This is a genomic window from Rubellimicrobium aerolatum, assembly GCF_017872975.1.
Lineage (GTDB): Bacteria > Pseudomonadota > Alphaproteobacteria > Rhodobacterales > Rhodobacteraceae > Rubellimicrobium > Rubellimicrobium aerolatum.
This window is the reverse complement of sequence record NZ_JAGGJP010000012.1, coordinates 31,650-53,093: the sequence shown is the minus strand read 5'-3', so window position 1 is coordinate 53,093 and position 21,444 is coordinate 31,650. Positions and strand designations below refer to the sequence as shown.

21 protein-coding genes and 1 pseudogene are annotated in these 21,444 nt (G+C 72.4%); 6 read left to right on the top strand and 16 right to left on the bottom strand.

Features of this window, described 5'->3' with window-relative positions; genetic code table 11:
- Positions 1 to 8 precede the first annotated feature (8 nt).
- The 5 genes and pseudogenes from J2Z33_RS13315 to J2Z33_RS18725 all read right to left on the bottom strand — a co-directional run.
- On the bottom strand, positions 9 to 1,061 hold the full coding sequence (locus J2Z33_RS13315; RefSeq protein WP_342454187.1) for an ABC transporter ATP-binding protein: 1,053 nt from the start codon (positions 1,059 to 1,061) through the stop codon (positions 9 to 11).
- A gap of 17 nt (positions 1,062 to 1,078) precedes the next feature.
- Positions 1,079 to 2,149, bottom strand: coding sequence for an ABC transporter substrate-binding protein (locus J2Z33_RS13310; RefSeq protein ID WP_209841853.1), 1,071 nt, complete (start codon positions 2,147 to 2,149; stop codon positions 1,079 to 1,081).
- Positions 2,150 to 2,266: 117 nt separating this feature from the next.
- Positions 2,267 to 3,247 carry an agmatinase gene (speB, locus tag J2Z33_RS13305; RefSeq protein ID WP_342454186.1) on the bottom strand — a complete coding sequence of 327 codons (981 nt, stop codon included), beginning with the start codon at positions 3,245 to 3,247 and terminating at the stop codon, positions 2,267 to 2,269.
- A complete protein-coding gene (locus J2Z33_RS13300; RefSeq protein WP_245218839.1) occupies positions 3,244 to 3,687 on the bottom strand; it encodes a hypothetical protein in 444 nt (147 codons plus the stop codon). The genes speB and J2Z33_RS13300 overlap by 4 nt, the downstream gene beginning before the upstream one ends.
- Before the next feature lie 6 nt (positions 3,688 to 3,693).
- Positions 3,694 to 3,816, bottom strand: a pseudogene (locus J2Z33_RS18725) (TetR/AcrR family transcriptional regulator); the annotation flags it as partial.
- 162 nt (positions 3,817 to 3,978) lie between these two features.
- Here J2Z33_RS18725 and J2Z33_RS13295 point away from each other — a divergent pair.
- From J2Z33_RS13295 to J2Z33_RS13275, 5 genes are all read left to right on the top strand, one after another.
- On the top strand, positions 3,979 to 5,031 hold the full coding sequence (locus tag J2Z33_RS13295) for an extracellular solute-binding protein (RefSeq protein WP_209841851.1): 1,053 nt from the start codon (positions 3,979 to 3,981) through the stop codon (positions 5,029 to 5,031).
- Between the two features lie 289 nt (positions 5,032 to 5,320).
- Positions 5,321 to 5,866, top strand: a complete 546-nt coding sequence (locus tag J2Z33_RS18425; protein ID WP_342454185.1) for an ABC transporter permease — start codon at positions 5,321 to 5,323, stop codon at positions 5,864 to 5,866.
- A complete protein-coding gene (locus J2Z33_RS13285; RefSeq protein WP_209841849.1) occupies positions 5,863 to 6,636 on the top strand; it encodes an ABC transporter permease in 774 nt (257 codons plus the stop codon). Before J2Z33_RS18425 ends, J2Z33_RS13285 begins: the two co-directional genes overlap by 4 nt.
- Positions 6,633 to 7,673 carry an ABC transporter ATP-binding protein gene (locus J2Z33_RS13280; RefSeq protein ID WP_209841847.1) on the top strand — a complete coding sequence of 347 codons (1,041 nt, stop codon included), beginning with the start codon at positions 6,633 to 6,635 and terminating at the stop codon, positions 7,671 to 7,673. Before J2Z33_RS13285 ends, J2Z33_RS13280 begins: the two co-directional genes overlap by 4 nt.
- Positions 7,670 to 8,395, top strand: a complete 726-nt coding sequence (locus tag J2Z33_RS13275) for an MBL fold metallo-hydrolase (RefSeq protein ID WP_209841845.1) — start codon at positions 7,670 to 7,672, stop codon at positions 8,393 to 8,395. The genes J2Z33_RS13280 and J2Z33_RS13275 overlap by 4 nt, the downstream gene beginning before the upstream one ends.
- A gap of 68 nt (positions 8,396 to 8,463) precedes the next feature.
- On the opposite strand, the gene J2Z33_RS13270 is transcribed toward J2Z33_RS13275, so the two are convergent.
- The 9 genes from J2Z33_RS13270 to J2Z33_RS13230 all read right to left on the bottom strand — a co-directional run bounded on the left by J2Z33_RS13270 (position 8,464) and on the right by J2Z33_RS13230 (position 19,448).
- Positions 8,464 to 9,222 carry a TerC family protein gene (locus tag J2Z33_RS13270; protein WP_209841844.1) on the bottom strand — a complete coding sequence of 253 codons (759 nt, stop codon included), beginning with the start codon at positions 9,220 to 9,222 and terminating at the stop codon, positions 8,464 to 8,466.
- A gap of 104 nt (positions 9,223 to 9,326) precedes the next feature.
- Positions 9,327 to 10,835, bottom strand: coding sequence for a tripartite tricarboxylate transporter permease (locus J2Z33_RS13265; RefSeq protein WP_209841828.1), 1,509 nt, complete (start codon positions 10,833 to 10,835; stop codon positions 9,327 to 9,329).
- Positions 10,836 to 10,845: 10 nt separating this feature from the next.
- Entirely contained in the window at positions 10,846 to 11,310 is a 465-nt protein-coding gene (locus J2Z33_RS13260; RefSeq protein WP_209841826.1) for a tripartite tricarboxylate transporter TctB family protein, read from the bottom strand.
- 123 nt (positions 11,311 to 11,433) lie between these two features.
- The gene (locus tag J2Z33_RS13255; RefSeq protein WP_209841824.1) at positions 11,434 to 12,411 is read right to left on the bottom strand and encodes a tripartite tricarboxylate transporter substrate-binding protein; all 978 of its coding nucleotides are present in this window, start codon (positions 12,409 to 12,411) and stop codon (positions 11,434 to 11,436) included.
- A 207-nt stretch (positions 12,412 to 12,618) separates the two neighbouring features.
- Positions 12,619 to 13,974 (bottom strand): sigma-54-dependent transcriptional regulator, encoded by a 1,356-nt coding sequence (locus J2Z33_RS13250; RefSeq protein WP_209841822.1) that lies wholly within the window; start codon positions 13,972 to 13,974, stop codon positions 12,619 to 12,621.
- On the bottom strand, positions 13,971 to 15,839 hold the full coding sequence (locus J2Z33_RS13245) for a sensor histidine kinase (protein ID WP_209841820.1): 1,869 nt from the start codon (positions 15,837 to 15,839) through the stop codon (positions 13,971 to 13,973). The genes J2Z33_RS13250 and J2Z33_RS13245 overlap by 4 nt, the downstream gene beginning before the upstream one ends.
- An 83-nt stretch (positions 15,840 to 15,922) precedes the next feature.
- Positions 15,923 to 16,225, bottom strand: coding sequence for a hypothetical protein (locus J2Z33_RS13240; protein WP_209841818.1), 303 nt, complete (start codon positions 16,223 to 16,225; stop codon positions 15,923 to 15,925).
- Positions 16,222 to 18,747 carry a cytochrome c oxidase subunit I gene (gene ctaD / locus J2Z33_RS13235; RefSeq protein WP_209841816.1) on the bottom strand — a complete coding sequence of 842 codons (2,526 nt, stop codon included), beginning with the start codon at positions 18,745 to 18,747 and terminating at the stop codon, positions 16,222 to 16,224. The genes J2Z33_RS13240 and ctaD overlap by 4 nt, the downstream gene beginning before the upstream one ends.
- Positions 18,744 to 19,448 (bottom strand): cytochrome c oxidase subunit II, encoded by a 705-nt coding sequence (locus J2Z33_RS13230; RefSeq protein WP_245218838.1) that lies wholly within the window; start codon positions 19,446 to 19,448, stop codon positions 18,744 to 18,746. Before J2Z33_RS13230 ends, ctaD begins: the two co-directional genes overlap by 4 nt.
- On the opposite strand from J2Z33_RS13230, the gene J2Z33_RS13225 reads away from it, so the two are divergent.
- Positions 19,428 to 19,949 (top strand): DUF2231 domain-containing protein, encoded by a 522-nt coding sequence (locus tag J2Z33_RS13225; protein WP_209841814.1) that lies wholly within the window; start codon positions 19,428 to 19,430, stop codon positions 19,947 to 19,949. The two genes, J2Z33_RS13230 and J2Z33_RS13225, sit on opposite strands and share 21 nt — an antisense overlap.
- On the opposite strand, the gene J2Z33_RS13220 is transcribed toward J2Z33_RS13225, so the two are convergent.
- Together J2Z33_RS13220 and J2Z33_RS13215 are read right to left on the bottom strand one after the other, a co-directional pair.
- Entirely contained in the window at positions 19,919 to 20,428 is a 510-nt protein-coding gene (locus J2Z33_RS13220) for a CopD family protein (RefSeq protein WP_209841812.1), read from the bottom strand. The two genes, J2Z33_RS13225 and J2Z33_RS13220, sit on opposite strands and share 31 nt — an antisense overlap.
- The gene (locus tag J2Z33_RS13215; protein WP_209841810.1) at positions 20,425 to 21,126 is read right to left on the bottom strand and encodes a cytochrome c oxidase assembly protein; all 702 of its coding nucleotides are present in this window, start codon (positions 21,124 to 21,126) and stop codon (positions 20,425 to 20,427) included. The genes J2Z33_RS13220 and J2Z33_RS13215 overlap by 4 nt, the downstream gene beginning before the upstream one ends.
- Positions 21,127 to 21,444 lie beyond the last annotated feature (318 nt).

Below are 21,444 nucleotides of genomic sequence, written 5' to 3'. Positions count from 1 at the left end.
CGCGCCGCTCACGGGAGCACCACGCGCCCGCCGGGGGCGAAGGCGAGGCCCACGGCGTCGCCGAGGTTCACCTGGGGACGTTCGCGCGGGGAGAAGAGGGCGATGATTTCGTGCCCCTGATGGTCGAGGACGATCTGCACGCTTTCGCCGAGGTCGCGGACGAAGGTGACCCGGGCGGGAAGGCCCTCGGGGTCCAGCCGCACGTCCTCGGGGCGGACGGAAAGGGTGACGGGGCCGGGCGGGGCCTTGACGCGGTCGGCGGGGTCGAGCGCGAGGCGGTGGCCCGAGACCTCCAGCGTCGCGGCGTCGAGGAGGCGCGCGGGGAGCAGGTTCGAGGTGCCGATGAAGCCCGCGACGAAGGCGTTGGCGGGATCGCGGTAGACCTCCATCGGCGCGCCCATCTGCTGGACGCGGCCCCTGTCCATGACGATGACGATGTCGGCCATGGTCAGCGCCTCCTTCTGGTCGTGGGTCACGACCAGCGTGGTCACGCCCAGCCGCGACTGGATCTGCCGCAGCTCGATCTGCATATGCTCGCGGAGGTTGGCGTCGAGGGCGGAGAGCGGCTCGTCGAGCAGGAACAGCTTGGGGTCGATGGCGAGGCCGCGGGCGATGGCGACGCGCTGGCGCTGGCCGCCGGACAACTGGTGGATGCGGCGGTCGGTGAGGCCGGGAAGGCGGACGAGGTCGAGAAGCTCCTCGGCGCGGGCGCGGCGCTGGGCGCGGGTCGCGCCCCGGATGCGGAGCGGATAGGCCACGTTCTCGCCCACCGAGAGGTGGGGAAAGAGCGCGAGCGACTGAAACACCATGCCGAAGTCGCGGCGATGGGTGGGGACGTGGGTCTGGTCGGCGCCGCCCACGAGGATGCGGCCCGCCGTGGGCGCCTCCAGCCCGGCGAGGAGCCGCAGGAGCGTGGTCTTGCCGCAGCCGGAGGGGCCCAGGAGGCAGATGAACCTGCCGCCGGGGATCTGGAGCGTCACGTCGTCCACGGCGGCCGTCGCGCCGAAACGCTTCGTGACCCCGTGCAGGGACAGGTCGTTGCTGGTCATGTTCGCTTGCACGGGGTCCCGTCCTTCGCTCAGCCGGTGATCATCTCGGACCACATCTGGTTCACCCAGTCGGCCCGGTCGGTGTAGAGGTCGTAGCGCGGCAGGATCGGCGCGGCGTCCGAGGCCACGGCGGCGAACTCCGCGTCCGTGAGGTCGAGCAGGTCGCGGCCCACGGTGGGGGCGGTGCCGACGTTGCGCGACAGCTTGGCCTGGATCTCGGGCCGGGCCATGTAGTCGATGAAGACCTGCGACTGGTCGAGCATCTGCGAGGCGCGCGACACCACCCAGGAGCCGGAGTCGAGCACCGCGCCTTCGGCCGGGAAGGTCGAGCGGACGGGCTGGCCGTTCGCGGCGGCGAGGCCGGTCACGTCGTGGTAGTACTGGCCCATCGGGATTTCGCCCGATTCCAGCGCCTGCTGGAACTGGCCCTCGTCGCGATACCAGAGGCGGACGTTCGGCTTGGCCTCGGCGAGCTTCTGGAGGACCTGCATCACCCCCTCCTCGGTGCCGAGGATGTCGGTGCCGCCGAAATGGGTCGCCGCCGTGATCTCCAGCAGGAAGGAGTTGGAGGCGAGCGCCAGCAGGCCGATGCGGTCGGCGTTGGCAGGGTCCCAGAGCGCGCCCCAGGTGGTCGGGGCCTCGGGGTAGGCCTCGGTGTTGGTGACGAGCGTGATATACCAGCTCACCGCGCCGGTGCCGTAGAGGCGGCTGTCGGCGGTGCGGTGGACGAAGTGCTCGGGCAGGTTGCCGAGGTTCGTGAGCTTGGTTTCGTCGAGAGGCGCCCAGAGGCTCGACGCCTCGCCCTTGAGGCGGGCGACCTGGGACATCATCGACACGTCGGCGGGGGCCTGGTTGGCGCGGGCGGCCTGTTCCAGTTGCACGAGCCAAGCCTCGCCCGTGGGCTCGCCGATGGATTCGACAGCGATGCCGGTCTCGGCGGTGAAGTCGGGGAAGATGTGCTGGTTGAAGCTGTCCTGGAAGTAGCCGCCGTAGGTGCCGACCTTGAGGGACGTGCCCTGCGCGCGCAGCAGCGACGGCGCGGCGAGGGCCGCCGCGCCGGCCACGCCGGAAAGAAGGAAGCTGCGTCGTTTCATCGTCATTCGTCTGGTCCCCTGTCGTTGGCCCGCCCGTTGGTCCGGGCGGGGGTGCCTGTGTCGCGTTGAGGCCCGTTATAGGCCGGAATCGTTAATGCTTCCCGATAGCAACGAGCGTTGCGCTTAAGGAAGCGTGAAGCGGTGCAGCGGCTTCGGCGGGTCCTGCGGCACGCCGGGCAGCACGCAGAGCATCTCGAAGAGGAGGTTCGCGGCCGTCAAGGCGGTCGTGCCGGTGGTGTCGAAGGGCGGCGAGACCTCCACGAGGTCGCAGCCGACGAGGTTCAGGCCCGCCATGCCGCGCACGATCTGGAGCGCCTGCCAGTCCATGAGGCCGCCGATCTCCTGCGTGCCGGTGCCGTTGGCGAGGCCGGGGGACAGGCTGTCGATGTCGTAGGTCAGATACACCGGCGCGTCGCCGATCAGGTCGCGGACCTGGGCCATGAGGCCGTGGAGTGGCTTGCCGTGGATCTCCTCGGCGGTGACGACGCTCCAGCCCTGGGCGTGCGCCCAGGCGAAGTCGTCGGGGGCGTAGCCCGAGCCGCGCAGGCCGATCTGGACCACCTTGTCGTTCAGCAGGCAGCCGTCCTCCCAGGCGCGGCGGAAGGGGGTGCCATGGGCCTCCTTCTCGCCGAACATGGTGTCGTTGATGTCGGCGTGGGCGTCCACGTGGACGAGGGCCACGGGGCCGTGGCGGTCGCGGATGGCGCGCAGGACGGGCCATGTCAGCGTGTGGTCGCCGCCGAGCGTCAGGGGGACGGCGCCGTGGGAGAGGATCTCCCGATAGGTCTCGGTGATGATGTCGCATGACTTCTTGAGGTCGAAGGTGTTGATGGCGACGTCGCCGATGTCGGCGACCTGGAGATGCTCGAAGGGGGCGGCGCCGGTCGCCATGTTGAAGGGGCGAATCATCCGGGATTCATCGCGGATGGCGCGGGGGCCGAGGCGGGTGCCCGGTCGGTTGGATGCCCCGATGTCCATCGGGATGCCCACGAAGCAGGCATCGAGACCACGGGCGTCGGGCTGCGACGGCAGGCGCATCATCGTCGCCGGGCCGCCGAATCGGGGCATCTCGTTGCCGCCCAAGGGCTGGTTGAGGCGGGTCACGGGCGGGACTCCAGCAGGCGGGCCAGGGCCTTGGTCTGGGCGGCCACGCGGGCCTTGAGGTGGTCGAGGGTCATGGCGTCGTCCTTCACGAATTCGATGAACATCGCGTTGAGGTTGTTGAAGAGGAGCTGGCCGAGCGCAACCGCGTCGAGGTCCGGGGCCGCGCTGCCCCGGTCCAGCAGCCGGGCCACGAGGCGGGCCACCTGATCGGCGAGCCGGGCGTCGAGCGCGGCGTAGCGGCGGCCGTGGGGGGTGTGCGGCTCCTGGATGGAGATGGCCATGGCGTCGCGCCACATCGCCTTGCTGAGATATTCGAGCGAGTGGTCGTAGTATTGCCAGATGAGTCGGAGGAGCGCGGGCTCGGCCCCCTCGGGCGGGGCGGCGACGATGGATTCGCCCGCCGCCAGCACCTCCTCGACCTCCAGGGCGACGGTGGCCATGAGGAGGTCGCCCTTGGTGCCGTAGTAGTTGTAGACGGTGCCGACCGAGACCTCGGCCTCCTCGGCCAGGTCCTCGATGCGGACGGAGCCGAAGCCGTCGCGGCGGAACAGCGCCAGCGCCGCCGCCAGGATGCGGCGGTGGCGGTCGGCCTTCTGGCGCTCGCGCAGTCCGGTCAGGGCAGGCTCTCCGGCGGGAAGTTTGTCGTTGACTTGAAATCTGAGCCGACTCCAGACTTCGTGTCAAACGCAAAGCCCGCGCGCAGAGGCGGGCGTCAACCGGGAGCCACGACGATGAGACTGATCGACCGCGCCGGCCTTTCGACCGCCCTCCTCGCCGCCCTGCCGGGGTCGGCCTTCGCGCAGGAGCTGAACGCGCTGGTGTGGTGCGACCACACCGACCCGGCGCTGATCGAGCCCTTCGAGGCGGCGCATGGCGTCACGGTGAACCTGCGCGAATACGAGGGGACGGGCGCGGCGCTGGCGACGCTGGAGCAGTCGCAACCGGGCGACTGGGACGTGCTGGTGATCGACGCGATCGACGTGCCGCGCGTGCTGGACGCGGGGCTGCTGGCCGAGCTGCCGGCGGGGGAGCTGCCCACGGCGGACTTCTTTCCCGAGGTGGTGATGGCCGAGAGCACCACGCGGGACGGCAAGACCTACGCGGTGACGGAGAAGTTCGGCTACAACACCGTGTCGTTCAACTCGGAAACCGTTGATGCGGCCGACATGAGCGACCTGTCCACGATCCTGTCGGACAAGTATGCGGGGCGGATCGCGGTCTATGACTACTACCTGCCGGTGATGGGCCTCGCGGCGGTGAACCTGGGGCTGCGGACGGCCGAGCTGACGGCGGACGACCTTCCGGCGCTGCGCGAGGAGCTGTTCCGCATGAAGGACCACGCCTCGTCGGTCGGCGAGGTGGTGGCGAGCCAGACGGCGCTGGCGACCGGCGAGGCCGACATCGTGATCGGCGGCGGCGAGTGGCTGACGGCGGGGCTGGCGGCCGAGCAGCCGGAGCTGACCTGGACCATCCCCGAGAAGGGCGCGGTGCGTTGGGCGCAGAGCATCGCCGTGCTGGCCGACAGCGCCAACCCGGATCTGGCGCTGGAGTTCGTGAAATACATCGTCAGCCCCGAGGGGCAGGCGCGGCTCGCCACCTCGTCCTGCTACTGGGGGATGCCGGCGAACCGGCTGGCGGGGGATCACCTGACGGCGGAGCAGAAGGCCACGCTGCGCTGGGACGAGCAGCCGGAGTATCTGGCGCGCGCGCAGCTTTATCCGGCGCCGGACGCGGAGCTGGACGCGCAGATGCAGGACCTGTGGCTGGAGATGCTCCAGCGATGACCGGCGAGGCGCGGGGCTGGGGCTACGTCGCTCCGGCGCTGCTGTGGACGGGGGCGTTCTTCCTCGTGCCCTTCGCGGTGATGGCGGCGATGAGCCTCGCGCGGCTGGAGGGGCGCGAGGTGGTCTGGGGGCTGGACTGGGGGAACTACGCGCAACTGGCCGAGCCGCATCTGGCGCGCGCCGTGGTGGTGTCCTTGGAGATCACGGGGATCGTCACGGTGCTGTCGGTGCTGCTGGCTATCCACTGGCGGCGATCCTGGCCTTCCGGGTGCCGGAGCGGTGGCAGAGGGTGGCGCTGCTGCTGGCGGTGCTGCCGTTCTGGACCTCGTATGTCGTGCGGTCCTATTCGTGGCTGCTGGTGCTGTCGCGGGAGGGGATCGTCAACCGGGCGCTGATGGGGCTGGGGCTGACCGACGCGCCGGTGACGCTGGCCAACACGAGGTTCGCGACGGTGACGGGGTTCGTCCACTTCTTCACGATGCTGCTGACGCTGACGATCTACGCCAACCTCCGGCAGTTGCCGCCCAACTACGCGCGGGCGGCGCAGGACCTGGGGGCGAGCGGGTGGGGGACGTTCCGGCACGTGATCCTGCCCTTGACGCTGCCGGGGATCGTGACGGGGGCCTTCCTGACCTTCGTTCTGTGCCTGGGGGACTACGTGACTCCGCAGGTGCTGGGGGGCAACAACGAATTGACGCTGCCGCAGGTCATCATGGTGCAGCTCGGGCGAAGGGCGGACTTCCCCCTCGCCTCGGCGCTGTCGATTGCGCTGATGGGGCTGGTGACGGTGGCCTACCTGCTGTCGGCGCGCTGGCTGAGGCTGGACCGGATATGACGCGGGGACTCGCCTGGGTCTATCTGGCGTTGGCCTACGGGTTCCTGCTGCTGCCGGTGGGGGCGCTGGTGCTGTTCTCGTTCCAGGACGGGCGGCTGCCGGTGCCGCCGTTCGAGGGGTTCTCCTTGCGCTGGTATGCGGACGTGCTGGGCGATCGCGACCTGATGGCGGCGCTGGGGAACTCGGCGCTGGTGGCGGTGGGGTCCTCGGCGCTGGCCTGCGCGCTGGGGTTCCTGGCGGCCTATGGGCTCGCCCGCCACGTGCTGCCGGGGGCGGCGGTGGCGCGGGCGGTGCTGGTGATGCCGATGGCGGTCAGCACGCTGATCGTGGGGCTGGGACTGCTGATCGTGCTGAACCGGCTGGGGGTGGGGCTGTCGCTGGCGACCGCCGGGATCGGGCACGTGGTCGTCAACCTGCCGCTGTGCTTCGCGATCCTGTATGCCGCGATGGGCGACCAGCAGCGGAGCGCCGAGCGCGCGGCGCGCGACCTGGGCGCGACGGAGGCGAAGGTGATCCTCCTCGTGACCCTGCCGATGCTGGCCCCGGCGCTGGCGGCGGCGTTCTTCCTGTCCATGACCCTTTCGTGGGACGAGTTCATCATGTCCTTCCTCCTGACCCGCTTCGACGTGACCCTGCCAGTGGAGATCTGGAGCCTGCTGCGGTCGGGCCTGTCGCCGCGACTCAATGCCGTGGGAAGCCTCGTCTTCCTCGTGTCGGTCGCGGTGGTGGCCGTGGCCGAGCTGGTCCTGCGGGCGAGGCGGCGGGCATGACCGCGCCGGTGACGCTGGAGGGGGTGGGGCATCGGTTCGGCGAGCACCGGGCGCTGGGCGGGATCGGGCTGGAGATCGCGGCGGGGGACTACGTGACGCTGCTGGGGCCGTCGGGCTGCGGCAAGACCACGCTGCTGTCGATCCTGGGCGGGTTCCTGCGGCCCGAGGAGGGGCGCGTGCGGATCGGCGGGCGGGACGTGACCGCCGTGCCGCCGGCGCGGCGGCCCACGGCGACGGTGTTTCAGGACTATGCGCTGTTCCCGCACATGACGCTGCGGGACAACGTGGGCTTCGGCCCCCGCATGGCGGGGATGGGCCGGGTGGCGCGGCATCGGGTGGCCGAGGAGAAGCTGGCGCTCGTGGGGCTGGCGGGCGCGGGGGGCAAGCGGCCGCACGAGCTGTCGGGCGGGCAGCGGCAGCGGGTGGCTCTGGCCCGCGCGCTGGCGGTGGAGCCGGACGTGCTGCTGCTCGACGAGCCGCTGGGGGCGCTCGACCTCAAGCTGCGGCGGGCCATGCAGGAGGAGCTGAAAGCGCTCCAGCGGCGGGTGGGGACGACCTTCGTCCACGTCACCCACGACCAGGAGGAGGCCATGGCCATCGCCGACCGGGTGGTGGTGATGAACGCGGGCCGGATCGAGGACGAGGGGCCGCCGGACCGGGTGTATCGGCGGCCCCGGAGCCTGTTCGCGGCGGGCTTCATGGGGGAGACGAACCGCATTCCCGGACGCCGCGGCCCCGGGGGCCTGGAGACGCCCCTCGGCCCGGTGCCGCTGGCCCTGCCGGGGGACGCGGCTCGGGTGGTGGTCTGCCTGCGGCCCGAGTCGCTGAAGGATGGGGCGGGGGACTGGGACCTTGGCCCCGCGCGGGTGGAGGAGGCGACCTTCCTGGGCGCCCATGTCCGCGCCCGGCTGGTGCCCGAGCGCGCGCCGGAGCTGCGATTGGTGGCGCACCTGCCGCCTGGCTGGGAGCCGGGGGCGGCGCTGCGGCTCGCGGCGGACCCCGCCGATCTGTCGGTCTTTCCTGAGGAGACGCCATGATCCGAGCCCGGCCCGAGGACTGGTATGCCCTGGAGCGGAAGGGCGACGGGGTGACGCTGATCTCGGAGCCCTGGATCCGGGAGTTCTACCGCTGCAACATCTGGCACGTCCGGGGGGCCGACCGCGACCTGCTGGTGGACAGCGGCATGGGGGTGGTGCCCTTGCGGCGCTGGGTGCCGCTGGTGACGGAGAAGCCGCTCCTCGCGGTGGCGAGCCACACGCATTTCGACCACATCGGCGGGCACCACGAGTTCGAGGAGCGGGCCGTCCATCCGGCCGAGGCGGAGATCCTGGCTGATCCGACTCGGGCGGCGACGCTGGCCGACCCCTACGTGGCCGACGATATCTTCGAGCGGTTGCCGCCCCTGCCCTACGCCTCGGCGCAATATGGGGTGAAAGGGGCGCCGGCGACGCGGCTGCTGCACGACGGGGAGGTGATCGACCTGGGCGACCGGCGGCTGGAGGTGATCCACACGCCGGGCCATTCGCCGGGCGGCATCGCGCTCTGGGAGGCGGCGACGGGGGTGCTGTTCTCGGGCGACATCGTCTATGACGGGCCGCTGATCGAGGACACCTACCACGCGGACGCGCGGGACTATCTCGCGTCCATGCGGCGGCTGCTGGAGCTGCCGGTGCGGGTGGTGCACGGCGGGCATTTCCCGAGCTACGACGGCGCGCGGCACCGGGCGATCGTGCGGGACTGGCTGGACGGGCGGGGCTGAGAGGGGGGGTGGACGGCGAGGCGGGGGCGGCGCCCTGCCCCGCCGTCCCGGCGGTCACTGGCTGGCGGTCACTGGCCGGCGGGCTCCCCGGCGGGGGTCTCCGCGGCGGGCGCCTCCGCGCCGATCTCCTCGCGCAACTCGGTGTCGGTCGAGTCGAGCACCTCCTCGGCGTGGGTCGCCTCGCGGCCGTAGCGGATCTCGTGGTAGCCCTCGTAGATCATCTCCAGGGACACGTAGAGGATCACGAGGAGGCCCACGTAGGCGATCCAGCGGAAGCGGTGGATCAGGCGCGCGATGAAGGTGGAGGCGAGGCCCATCAGCGCGATGGAGAGCACGAGCCCGATGATGAGCACCGAGGGGTGCCCGTGCGCCGCGCCGGCCACGGCCAGCACGTTGTCGAGCGACATGGACACGTCGGCGATGATGATCTGGGTGGCGGCCTGGGCGAAGGTCTTGCGCGGGACGCCCCCGGCGATGGTGCCGTCGGCGTTCAGGTCGCGGCCCTCCAGCGCCTCCTCGGCGGCCATCTCCTCGGCGTCGTGGCCGGCGCGCAGCTCGCGCCACATCTTCCAGCAGACCCAGAGGAGCAGCACGCCCCCGGCGAGGAGGAGGCCGGTGACGGCGAGGAGCTGGGTGGTGATGAGGGCGAAGCCGATCCGGAGCACGGTGGCGGCGGCGATGCCCACCAGGATGGCGCGGTTCCTCTGCTCGGCCGGGAGGCCGGCGGCGGCGAGGCCGATGACGATGGCGTTGTCGCCCGCGAGCACCAGGTCGATCATGATGACCTGGAGAAGGGCCCAGAGCCCTTCGGAGGTGAAGATTTCCATGCTGTTCCTCGGTTGGAATCGGGGGGCGGCGCGCGGGCCGCGCCGCGCTCCGTAGGTCGTGGGCGGGAGGGTCGCAAGACGCCGCGCGCCGGCGGGCCGCGGCGTCAGTCCTCCTCGACGAAGACCTCCTCGCGCTTTCGTCGGACCTGCGGCAGGAGCATGACCGCGATCACGGCCAGCGTCAGGACCAGGAGCCCGGCCGAGATGGGGCGCGTCAGGAACACCGTCGGGTCGCCCCGGCCGAGGATCATGGCGCGGCGCAGGTTCTCCTCCAGCAGCGGGCCGAGGACGAAGCCCAGGAGCAGCGGCGCGGGCTCGCAGCGGAGCTTGAGGAAGACGTAGCCGAGGAGGCCGAAGGCGGCGACGGCGTAGAGGTCGAAGACGTTGCCCTTGACCGAATAGACCCCGATCGAGCTGAAGGCGATGATGATCGGGAAGAGGACGTGGTAGGGCACCTTGAGGAGCCGGACCCAGATGCCGATGAGCGGCAGGTTCAGCACGATCAGCATGAGGTTGCCGATCCACATGGAGGCGATGATGCCCCAGAAGAGGTCGGGCTGCTCGGTCGCGACGTTGGGGCCGGGGACGATGCCCTGGATGATCATGGCCCCGACCATCAGCGCCATCACCGGGTTCGCCGGGATGCCGAGCGTCAGGAGCGGGATGAACGAGGTCTGCGCGCCGGCGTTGTTGGCGGATTCGGGGCCGGCGACGCCCTCGATCGCGCCCTTGCCGAACTCCTCGGGGGTCTTCGAGAGGCGCTTCTCGATGGTGTAGGAGCCGAAGGCGGCCAGCACCGCGCCGCCGCCCGGCAGGATGCCCAGCGCCGAGCCCAGCGCCGTGCCCCGGATCATCGGCGCGACCATGCGGCGGAGGTCGGCGCGGGACGGGAAGAGCCCGCCGAGGTTCTGGCCCAGCACCTCGCGGTCGCCCTGCCCGTGCTCCAGGTTGCGGAGGATCTCGGAGATGCCGAAGACGCCGACGGCGAGAGCCACGAAGTTGAAGCCGTCCGCGAGCTGCGGCAGGCCCAGGGTGAAGCGGGGCGCGCCGGTGTAGATGTCGGTCCCGGCGAGGCCCAGGAGCAGGCCGAGGACGACCATGGCCAGCGCCTTGAGGAAGGAGCCGTGCGCCAGCGCCACCGCGCAGACGAGGCCCAGCACCATGAGCGAGAAGTATTCGGCCGCCCCGAACTGGAGCGCGACGGCCGTCAGCGGCGGCGCGAAGAGCGCCACGAGGAGCGTGGCCACCGTGCCCGCGAAGAACGAGCCCAGGGCGGCCACGGCGAGCGCGGTGCCGGCCTTGCCGCGCCGCGCCATCTGATAGCCGTCGAGCGCGGTCACCGCCGAGGAGGATTCCCCCGGCATGTTGATGAGGATGGCCGTGGTCGAGCCGCCATACTGCGCGCCGTAGTAGATCCCCGCCAGCATGATGAGCGAGGACACGGGCTCGAGCTGGAAGGTGATGGGCAGGAGCATGGCGATGGTGGCCGTGGCCCCGATGCCGGGCAGCACGCCGATCAGCGTGCCGAGGATCACGCCGATTAGGCAGAACAGCAGGTTTTCCAGGCTCGCGGCGACGGAGAAGCCCAGGGCCAGGTTGGAAAGGAGGTCCATGGGATGCGCCTCAGATCGGGAGCCAGGGGCCGAAGCGCCGGAACGGCAGGCCCAGGGCGTAGGAGAAGACGAGGGTCGAGAAGACCGTGACCGCGAGGGCGAGGGCGAGGGCCTGCCAGGGCTTCATGCGCGGGGAGGCCATGCTGGCGAGGAGGCTGGCGAGGAAGATCGCCGGCACGAAGCCCAGGCCCCGCACGGTCAGCCCGAAGAGGACCGGGGCGGGCAGGATCACCGCCATCCCCCGCCAGGCGAGGCGGCCGATGGGCTCGCCCCTCCGCGACCTGAGCCCGGAAAGCAGGATCAGGACGCCCAGCAGCGTCAGCACCATCGCGAGCACGAGGGGCGCGTAGCCCGGCCCCATGCGGAGGGCGGTGCCGATCTCGAGCCCAAGGGAGGACAGCCCGAAGGCGAGGCCCAGGACGATGAAGACGACGCCGGCGGCGATGTCGGTGGGATCGAAGGAACGGTCGCGCATGGGGCAATCCACGGTTGGAGGTGGACGGGAGGGGGCACGGCGAGGCAAGGCCGGCCTGCCCGAAACCGATGGCCCGAGGCCCGGAGCCTTCGCTCCGGGCCGGGAGGATCATCCGGCAGGTGGTCAGTCGGCGTAGACGCCGGCCTCCTCGATGATCGGCTTCCAGCGCGCCAGCTCCTCGGTGAGCCGGGCCTCCAGCGCGGCCGGGGTCGCATCCTCGGCCGGCGAGGGCGCGGTGCCGAGCTCGGCGAGCTGCTCGGCGATGCCGGGGTCGGCCAGCGCGGACTGGAGCGCGGCGGACAGGCGCTCCACGGCCTCGGGCGGGGTGCCGGCGGGGGCGTAGAGGCCGTGCCAGACCGTCACCTCGACCCCGGGCAGCCCCGATTCGGCGGTGGTCGGCAGGTCAGGGAGGATCTCCAGCCGCTCGGGCGCGGTGACGGCGTAGGCCTTGACGGTGCCGCCCTTGATCTGCTCGGTCGTGTTGGTGGTCTGATCGCACATGATGTCGATCTGCCCGCCCACCAGCTCGGTCATGGCCGGGCCCGCGCCGCGGTAGGGCACGGTGACGATGGGCGATTCGGTGGCCTGCATGAACAGCATCCCGCAAAGGTGCGAGGCCGATCCGATCCCGGCGTTGGCCATGGTGATCGTGTCGGCGTTCTCCTTCACGTAGGCGACGAAGGACGCGATGTCGGCGGGCTCGAAGTCGGCGCGGGCCACGATGGTCATCGGCACCTCGGTCACGAGGCCGATGGGCGCGAAGGCGGTCGTCGTCTCGTAGGGCAGCTCGCGGTAGAGCGTCTCGGAGGTCGCCATGCCGATGTGGTGCAGCAGGATCGTGTAGCCGTCGGGCTCGGCCCCGGCGACCTGCGCCGCGCCGAGCGTGCCGCCCGCGCCGCCGACGTTCTCGATGAGGATCTGCTGGCCGAGCTGCTCGGACATCCGCTCGGCCACGAGGCGGCCGACGGTGTCGGTGGGCCCGCCGGCGGCGAAGGGCACGACCATGGTGATCTGCCGTTCGGGGTAGCCCTGGGCCAGCGCGGTGCTGGCGAGCAGGGTCGCGGCGGCCGCGAGGCTGCCGATGCGGGAAAGCGGTGCCATGGGTTCTCCTCCCTTGGATGGCATGGGGCCGGCGACAGCCTCCTCCTCGAGGCCGGCGCGGTCGCTCGACAAGAGCGGAAGCCGGAGCGGCGCGCAAAGGCCGGCAAGGGCGGAGGCTGCCGTTTCTTGACCCCGCGCGCGCCGGGTGGGTGGAAAGGGTGACAAAGGCGCCGGGCGGACGGGTGGAAATCCACCCATCGCGGGGCGTCAGTCCTCGGGGCCGTCCCCGTCGGCCACGAGGTGGCGGTCGAGCCCGTGCTTCTGCATCTTCTCGTAGAGCGTCTTCCGGCTGATGCCGAGGCTCTCGTAGACGGGCTTCAGGCGGCCGCCGTTCGCGGCGATGGCGGCGGCGAGGATGCTGCGCTCGAAGGCGCCCACGCGGTCGGCCAGCCGCCCGGCGGTCGCGCCGCTGTCTTCGGCCGCCATCCAGTCCAGGCCCAGCACCCAGCGCTCGGCGGCGTTGCGGAGCTCGCGGACGTTGCCGGGCCAGGGCCGGGCGGCGAGGTCGGCCAGCAGCTCGGGCGGCGGCGCGGCGTCCGGGCGGCCGTGGCGGGCGGCGGCCTCGCGCACCAGCTGGAGGAACAGGAGGGGGATGTCCTCGCGCCGCTCCTCCAGGGGCGGGAGGCGGAGCTGCGTCACGGCGAGCCGCCAGTAAAGGTCCTCGCGGAACCCGCCCCGGGCGACGAGGCCGGCGAGGTCCACCTTGGACGTGGCAAGGAAGCGGACATCGAGAGGGATGGGCTCGTTGGAGCCGAGCCGCACCACGGCGCGGTCCTGGAGCACCCGCAGGAGGCGGGGTTGCAGTTCGGCCGGCATGGAGCCCACCTCGTCGAGGAGGATGGTGCCGCCGCGCGCGTGCTCGAAGCGGCCGAAGCGGGGGCGCATCGCGCCGGGGAAGGCCCCGGCCTCGTGGCCGAAGAGCTCGCTTTCGACCATCTGGGCGGGGAGCGCGGCGCAGTTGATCGCCACGAAGGGGCGGCTGGCGCGCGGGGACAGGTCGTGGAGGGCGCGGGCCGCGACCTCCTTGCCCGCGCCGGTGGGACCGATCACGAGGACGTCCGCCTCGCTGGGGCCGAGGGCGCGCAGGCGGCGGCGCAGGTCGATCGCCGCCGCGCTGCGGCCGGGCAGGCGCACCTCTAGGTCGTCCTGCTGGCCCGCGACGGCGCGCAGGCGGCGGTTCTCCAGCACCAGCGCGCGGTGGTCGAGGGCGCGGCGGAGCACGGCCACGAGCGCCTGAGTCGCGAAGGGCTTCTCGATGAAGTCGTAGGCGCCGCGCCGCATCGCATCGACGGCGAGCTGCACCTCGGCGTGGCCGGTGACGAGGATCACCGGCAGCTCGGGGTCGATCTCGCGCAGGCGGGCGAGGAGCGTCATGCCGTCCATCCCCGGCATCCGGATGTCGGTGACGACCGCGCCGTTGAGGCCCGGGCGGGCGCGGGCCAGCGCCTCCTCGGCCGAGGGCAGGGCGAGGCAGGCAAGGTCGGCCAGCTCCAGCGCCTGGGCGGTGGAGTGGCGCATGCTCTCGTCGTCGTCCACGAGGAGGACTGTGGGTGGCTGGGTCATTCGGCCGCGATCCCTCTGGGCGCGATCCTCGCTGGCGCAGGGTCCAGCGCGACGGCGAAGGTCGCGCCGCCCCCGGGCTCGGGCCGCACCGAAAGGTCGCCCCCGAAGTCCTTGACGATGTTGTAGGAGATGGAGAGGCCGAGGCCCAGCCCCGCCCCCACGCCCTTGGTGGTGAAGAAGGGGTCGAAGATGCGGTCGGCGATGGCGGGTGCGACGCCGGGGCCGGTGTCGGACACCTCCAGCAGCACCCGCCCGCCCTCGGGGCGGGCCGCGACGCGGATGCGCCGCAGGGGCCGCCCCTCCACCGCGTCGGCGGCGTTGGCGAGCAGGTTGACGAGCACCTGCTGGAGCCGCACGGGCCCGGCGCGGACCGGCCCGACGCTGGCGGGCAGGTCGGTCGAGACCTCGGCTCCGACGGCGGCGAGGCGCGGCCCGGCGACGGCCAGCGCCTCGGCCACGGCCTCGGGGAGGTCCACGTCCTGAAGGGGGCTTTCCGGCTTGCGCGCCACCTCGCGCAGGTGACGGGCGATGGCGGCCATGCGGTCCACCAGCTTGAGGATCTGGCCCAGGTTGTCGCGGACCCGCGCGGGGTCGCCCCGGTCGAGAAGGAGCATGGCGTTGTCGGCGTAGTTCCGCACCGCCGCGAGCGGCTGGTTCATCTCGTGGCTGAGCGCGGCCGAGATCCGCCCCAGCGCCGCAAGCTTGCCCGCCTGCACGAGGTCGGCCTGGGTCCGGCGCAGCTCGGATTCGGCGGCGCGGCGCTCGGCCACCTCGGCGGCGATGAGGCGGTTGGCGGCCTGGAGCTCGGCGGTGCGCCGGGCGACGCGGCGCTCCAGCTCGGCCTTGGCCGCCTCCTTGGAGGCCAGCCTCTCGCGCCCGCGCTGGAGACGCTGGCGCAGCGCGAGGAGGCCCAGGCCCAGCGCGCCTAGCAGCGTGGCGGCCAGGGCGGCGGCGAGCCGCGCCTGGTCGCGCAGCGGCGCGGTGTCGAGCAGGACATGGAGCGTCCAGCCGGCCGAGGGCATGGGGCGGCGGACCTCGACGTATTCGGCCTCGCGCCCGCCGGGGCTCGCGACGGCGAGCAGGTCGATGCCGCCGACCCGGGCGCGCCGCGCCGGCGCCTCGCGCGGGGCGACATCGGCGTAGCGGCGAGAGGCCTGGCTGCGGGCGAGCCGGTCGGGGCCGAGGGGACCGAAGGTGGCGTAGCGCCAGCCGGGCTCGCTGGAGAGGAAGGCGATGCCCTCGGGGTCGGAGACGAGCACGCTCTCGACGCCGGCGCTCCATTCCGCCTCCAGGCCGTCGAGGCCGACCTTCACGGCGATGACCCCGGCCACGCGGCCCGCCGCGTCGCGGATCGGCCCGGCGAAGTAGTAGCCCCGGACGCCCGAGGTGGTGCCGAGGCCGAAGAACCGCCCGATCCGCCCGGCGCGGGCCTCGGTGAAGTAGGGGCGATAGGCGAAGTTCTGGCCGACGAAGCTGTCGGGACGGTGGGCGTTGCTCGCGGCCAGGGTCGTGCCGTCGAGGCCGATGACGTAGAGCTCGGAGGAGCCCAGGATCGCGTTGCGCTCCTCCAGCCAGCGGTTGGCCTCGGCCAGCCGGTGCGGGAAGTCGATGGCGTCGGGCTCCAGCACCAGCCGCTGGAGCGCCTCGTCGTCGGCGAGGAGCTGCGGGACCACCTCGAATCGCCGGAGCCAGCCGCCCAGGCCGCTCGCGGCGAGGTTGAGCGTCGCCTCGGCGCGGGCGTGGCCTTCGCGCAGGTGGAAGCGGGTCGCCGCCCGTTCCACGACCAGGGCCACGACGACGAGGAGGCCGACGGCCAGGAGGGCCGTGGCGCCCCAGGACCGGCGGGCCATCGTGGTTCGGGTCATCGTCGTTCCTGCGTCGGCGGGCACGGGCGCTTGATACCGCGTGCGCCCGCGCTGGCCCAGGGGCCACCGGGACGGTGGAGAGGTCAAAGGCAGACCGAGGTGACCGCCACCGGCATGAGCGTCCAGAGCGCCGCCAGCAGGGCGGTCAGGGCCAGGGCGAGGCTGACGGCCCGCGCGAAGGGCGAGGGCGAGGGGTTGCGGAGAAGCATCCAGAGCAGCGCCGCCTGGAGGGCCACCGCGAGGACCCAGGCCGAGAGGAGGACGGGGCGGGCGGCCAGCCCTTCGGGCCAGTGGCGCGAGCAGGACAGGCCCTGGAGGCCGTAGACCACGCTGAACCCCGCGAGCCAGGCCGCCAGCGGCACGGACAGGCGCAGGATGTCGCTCATGCGAAGGCCCCCGGCAGCCAGGCGGCGGCCAGCGCCACGAGGCCTGTCGCCGCGGCGAAGTCGGACCAGAGCTGGACGATGCGCGCCTCGCCGATGCGGGCGGGCGAGGCGTAGCCCCTTGCCACCCGCGCGCCGAGGTAGAGGAGCATGATCGCGGCCAGCGCCGCGTGGAGCAGGATGTGGCCGGCGAGGAGCCAGAGCGTCGCGTCGTAGGCGTGGGCGGTGGGGTCGCGGGCGGCCCAGACCGTCGCCGCGCCGCCGGCCAACGCCGCCGCGCCGCCCAGCGCGAGGACGAGGCCGGGCCAGGGCGCGCGGGTCCGGCCGATGGCGCGGGCGGCGAGGCGGGGTCCGGCGGCCAGTGCCGCCGCGCCGGTCAGGGCGAGGGCCGGTCCCCAGAGGCCGGGCGCGAGGTAGGAGGGCGGTGGCCAGTTGGGCGCGACCGTCCAGAGGAAGGCGTAGCCGAACAGCAGCGAGCCGAACTGCGTGACGTCCGCGAGCAGCAGGAACACCGAGCCCCACCATCCCGGCGGGTCGGGCACCTCGGCGGCCGAGGGGAGCGCGAGGCCGTGGCCGGCGTCGAGCGGGCCTTCGTCCACCTTGGAGCCGAGGGTCCAGGCCCAGCGGAGCGCCAGCGCCAGGACAGCCAGAAGCGCCACCCCGGCCGACCGGTAGGCGTCGATCAGCGGGGCGAGAAAGACGACGCTCGTGGCCAGGGCCATGACGAAAGGGAGCGCGGTGTTGCCGGGGAGGACGGCGACCTGGAGGGGCTCGCCCCGCGCGGTGCCGACCACCAGCGTCTCGCGCCGGTTGCGGGCGGGCCAGGCGAGGAGGCCTTCGCCGCGCGCGATGCGGTGGGCGAGGTCGGGGTCGTCGCGGAGCGGGTAGCGGCCGCGCACCACCGGGATCGAGGCGATGTTGTAGGACGGGGACGGCATCGACGTCGCCCATTCCAGCGTCCCCGCCCCCCAGGGGTTGCGGCGGCCCCGGCTGGAGACGGCGGCGTTCACCGCCACGTCGAGGATCACCAGCGCGAAGCCGATCGCCATGACGAAGGAGCCGACCGAGGCCACAAGGTTGATGATCTCCCACCCCTGCCCCGCGTCGTAGGTCCAGGTCCGGCGGCGCTGGCCCAGCAGCCCCGCCCAGTGGACGGCGAGGAAGGTGACGTGGAAGCCCGGGACCACCAGCCAGAACGCGACCTCGCCCAGCTTGAAGAAGCGCGTGCGGCCGGTGAAGATCGGCAGGAAGTAGTAGACGGCGGCGATCATCGGGAAGACGTAGCCGCCGATCAGCACGTAATGGAGGTGCGCGACGACGAAGTGGGTGTCGTGCGCCTGCCAGTCGAAGGGCACCACCGCCAGCATCACGCCGGTCAGCCCGCCGATCACGAAGGTGGCGAAGAAGCCCAGGAGCCAGAGCATCGGCAGATCGAGACGGGGCCGCCCGCGCCAGAGCGTGCCGATCCAGGCGAAGATCTGCACCGCCGTCGGCACCGCCACCAGCGTCGAGGCCGCCGAGAAGAAGGCGAGCCCCATGTGCGGGATGCCGGTCGTGAACATGTGGTGGACCCAGAGCCCGAAGCTGAGGACCGCGAGCGACACCGCCGCGCCGACGACCCAGCCGTGGCCCAGGAGCGTGGTGCGGGCCATGACGGGGAGGATCGTGGAGATCATCCCAGCGGCGGGCAGGAAGATGATGTAGACCTCCGGGTGGCCGAACAGCCAGAACAGGTGCTGCCAAAGGAGCGCGTCGCCGCCGCGATCCGCCTGGAAGAAGGGCCAGTCGAGCAGGCGCTCCGTTTCCAGAAGGACGGAGCCCAGGATCATCGGCGGGAAGGCGGTGAGGATCATCACCGCGACGACCAAGATGTACCACGCGAAGATCGGCATCCGGGACAGCGACATGCCCGCCGCGCGGTAGCGCAGCACGGTCACGACCACCTCGACCGCCGCCGAGATGGCGGACACCTCGATGAAGGTGATGCCGAGAAGCCAGATGTCGGTGTTGATGCCGGGGGAGTATTCGGTGGAGGTGAGCGGCGGATACATGAACCAGCCGCTGTCGGGCGCGAGCCCCGGGATCAGCGAGGCGACCACCGTGGTCGCGCCGATCAGGTAGCACCAGAGGCCGTAGGCGCTCAGGCGCGGGAAGGCCATGTCGCGCGAGCCGAGCATCCCCGGCAGGAGGAGCACGGTCATCGCCTCGAAGAAGGGGATGGCGAACAGGAACATCATCACGGTGCCGTGCATCGTGAAGACCTGGTTGTAGACGTCGGGCCCCATGAAGACCGAGCGCGGGCTGGCGAGCTGCGCCCGGATCAGCATGGCGAGGACGCCGCCCACCACGAAGAACCCCGCCGCCGCGATGAGGAAGAGGAGGCCGATGTCGTTGTTGTTGTTGGTCGTGAACCAGCCCCGGAAGCGGGGGTCCGAGGCGTAGATCGGCTCCAGCGCGCGGTGGAGGCGGAGCGCGGTCGGGCGCTTGGGCGACGTCTCGGGCGGCGTCTCGGAGGGGGGGGTCATGGGGTCTCTCCGGCGAGGAAGGCGGCCCAAGCGGCGGGGTCGTGCGCCTCGACGGCGAAGGCGTGGTCGCGGTAGCCCGTGCCGTTGAACTCGGCCGAGACGCCGTCGTAGCGGCCGGGCGCGAAGGCTTCCAGGCGCAGCACGTTGACGTGGCCGGGGATGGCGTCGAGCTTGCCGGCGAGGCGGGGCACCCAGAAGCTGTGGAGCACGTCGGCGCTGGTGATCTCCACGTCCACCGGCCGGCCGGCGGGGATGTGGAGCACACCCTCGGTCGTGCGGCCCGGCGCGTCGGCGTAGGCGAAGGTCCAGGCCCATTGCCGCGCCTCGGCCCGCACGGTCACGAGGTCGGGGGCGTCGCGCGGCAGGAGGCGCTCGCCCACGACGAGGCCGTAGGTGGTGAGGGCGACGAGGGTGACGGCCGGGAAGGCGAGGCCCAGGCCCCAGAGCCAGACCCGCTCGGCCCCCGTGTCGTCGGTCCCCGCCGGGGGCCGGCGGCGGAGGGCCGCGAGGACCAGCGCCATGACGAGAAGGAAGATCGCCGCCGCGCCTCCGAGGAGGACCTGCCAGAGCGTCGCGATGGCCGAGGCCGCCGGTCCGGCGGGGTGCAGCGCCGACAGCCGTTCGACGCAGCCGGGCAGCAGCCCTAGGTAGCCGAGCGGCAGGAGCAGGCGGAGGCGCGGATGGCTCAGGAAATGGTGCAAGGCCGGGAGGAAGCGCGGGAGTTCGACGACCCGATCGACGACGCGCCCGGCTTCGAGGAAACGGAGTCGCGGGTGGCGATCTGGGGGCACCCGCTCCACGCCATGACGGTGGCCTTCCCGGTGGCGCTGACCTTCTGCGCTTTCGGGGCGGACGCGCTCTATTGGTGGTCGGGGCAGGAGCGCTGGGCCTGGGCCGGGCTCTGGGCCTCGGGGACGGCGTTCCTGTTCGGGCTGGGGGCCGGGGCCACCGGGACCATGGAGCTGCTGATGGTGCCGGGTATCCGCATCCGCGCCGCCGCCTGGACGCATTTCGCCATCGCGGTGATGCTGCTGTCGCTGCTCGGGCTCAACTGGGGCTGGCGGCTGACGGGCTACGAGGCGGCGGTCCTGCCCTGGGGCCTCCTGATGTCGGGCTTCGCGGTGCTGGTGGTGTCTGCGACGGGCTGGCATGGGGGGAAGCTCGTCTTCGACTATCGCCTGGGCACGTCGAAGGGGAGCTGACCCCCGACGGGCTCCAGCAGCCACCGGGGCAGCGGAACCTCGGCCAGCTCGGGCTTGGCGAGGACCAGGACGAGGATGCCCAGCACGGCGGCGAGGAGGACGAGAAGCGGCAGGAGCGGCCCCGGCGGCTCGTGCCGGCCCTCGGTCTCGGCCACCTGAACGAGGGTGTGCCCGACCCAGGCGTGGAGCGCGACGAGGCCGGCCACGAGGACCAGTTTGGCGAGCATCCAGGCGGTGAAGACCTCGCGCAGGAAGATGAGCGCGGTGCCCGAGGCGATGGCGAGGACGGCGGCCGGCGTGACGGCCCAGACGTAGCCGTAATGGGTGGCATGGCGGATGCGGGCGAAGTCGGCCTGCCCGATGGCCGGGTCGTGGCGCGCGAGCATCCGGGGCAAGGCCACGAGGCCCGCCACCCAGAGCGAGAGGAAGCCGATATGGAGCACCTTCAGATGCGGCACGACCGCCTCGGCCCAGGTCATGCGGGTTCCTCCGTCGAGGCGGCCCAGGCGCGGCGGGCGAGGAGCGCGCCCCAGGCCGCGAAGGGCAGGCCCGCCGGCACCCACATCAAAAGGCCGCCGAGCTGCTGGTCGGCCAGCGGCTCCAGCCCCCAAAGGAGCGGCGCGACGGCGTGGGCGGCGTAGAGCGGCGCGGGCGCGAAGGTGAGGAGCGCGCCGAGGAGGCCCATCGCCATGTAAGCGAGGAGCACCCAAAGGGCGCCGGAGCCCCCTGGCCTGGAAAAGGCCGCGCGCCAGAACAGGACGGCCGTGCCGAGGAGGCTGATCTGCATGATCCCGTAAAGGCCCTTGTGGGCCAGCGCCGCGTCGTAGGGCCCCGGCGCGTGCCAGAGCCAGAGCGCGGCGGTGGCAAGGAGGAAGGGCAGGCCCGCGCCGGTGGGGGTCCGCGCCGGCCGCGCGAGCGCCAGGAGCGGCGCGGCCACGGCGACCAGGAGGACGTGGTGGAGGACGCGGGCCGAGAACAGCGCCGAGGACAGAGCGCAGAGCGGCGAGACCAAGGCCAGCGCCAGCACGGCGACGGCCGCCGCACCGGGCCGGTTGCGGCCCGCCCAGAGCGCCACGAGCAGGATCGCCCCCAGCGCGACGGGGTCGAGGTTCCAGCGGCCGAGCAGCTCGGCCGGGGACGGCGCGGGGCCGCAATAGGCGCCCTCCCAGCCGCTCATGCCCGGGTCCCCGGGGCTGCGACGCCATGGACCGATCCCCTGCCTCGGTCCGCGGGGTGGGCCGAAGGGCCGGACAGGGCCGCGTCATCGTTCCAGGACCGTCGTGCCCGCACTCCGCAGCTCCCACCTTTTGCCCGTCGCCGACGTGTCCAGACCTAGGGCGTTCGCGACGGTTGCCAGCCCCCGCGCGCTTCGCTGCCGCTCCGGCAAGCCCGGCCGGCTTCCGCGAACGCGGCGGCGTCCTCGCGTCATGCACGAACGCCGTTGGTTCGCGCATCGTCCGGTGGCACAACGGCAGAGGGGAGCCGCCGGGATCGC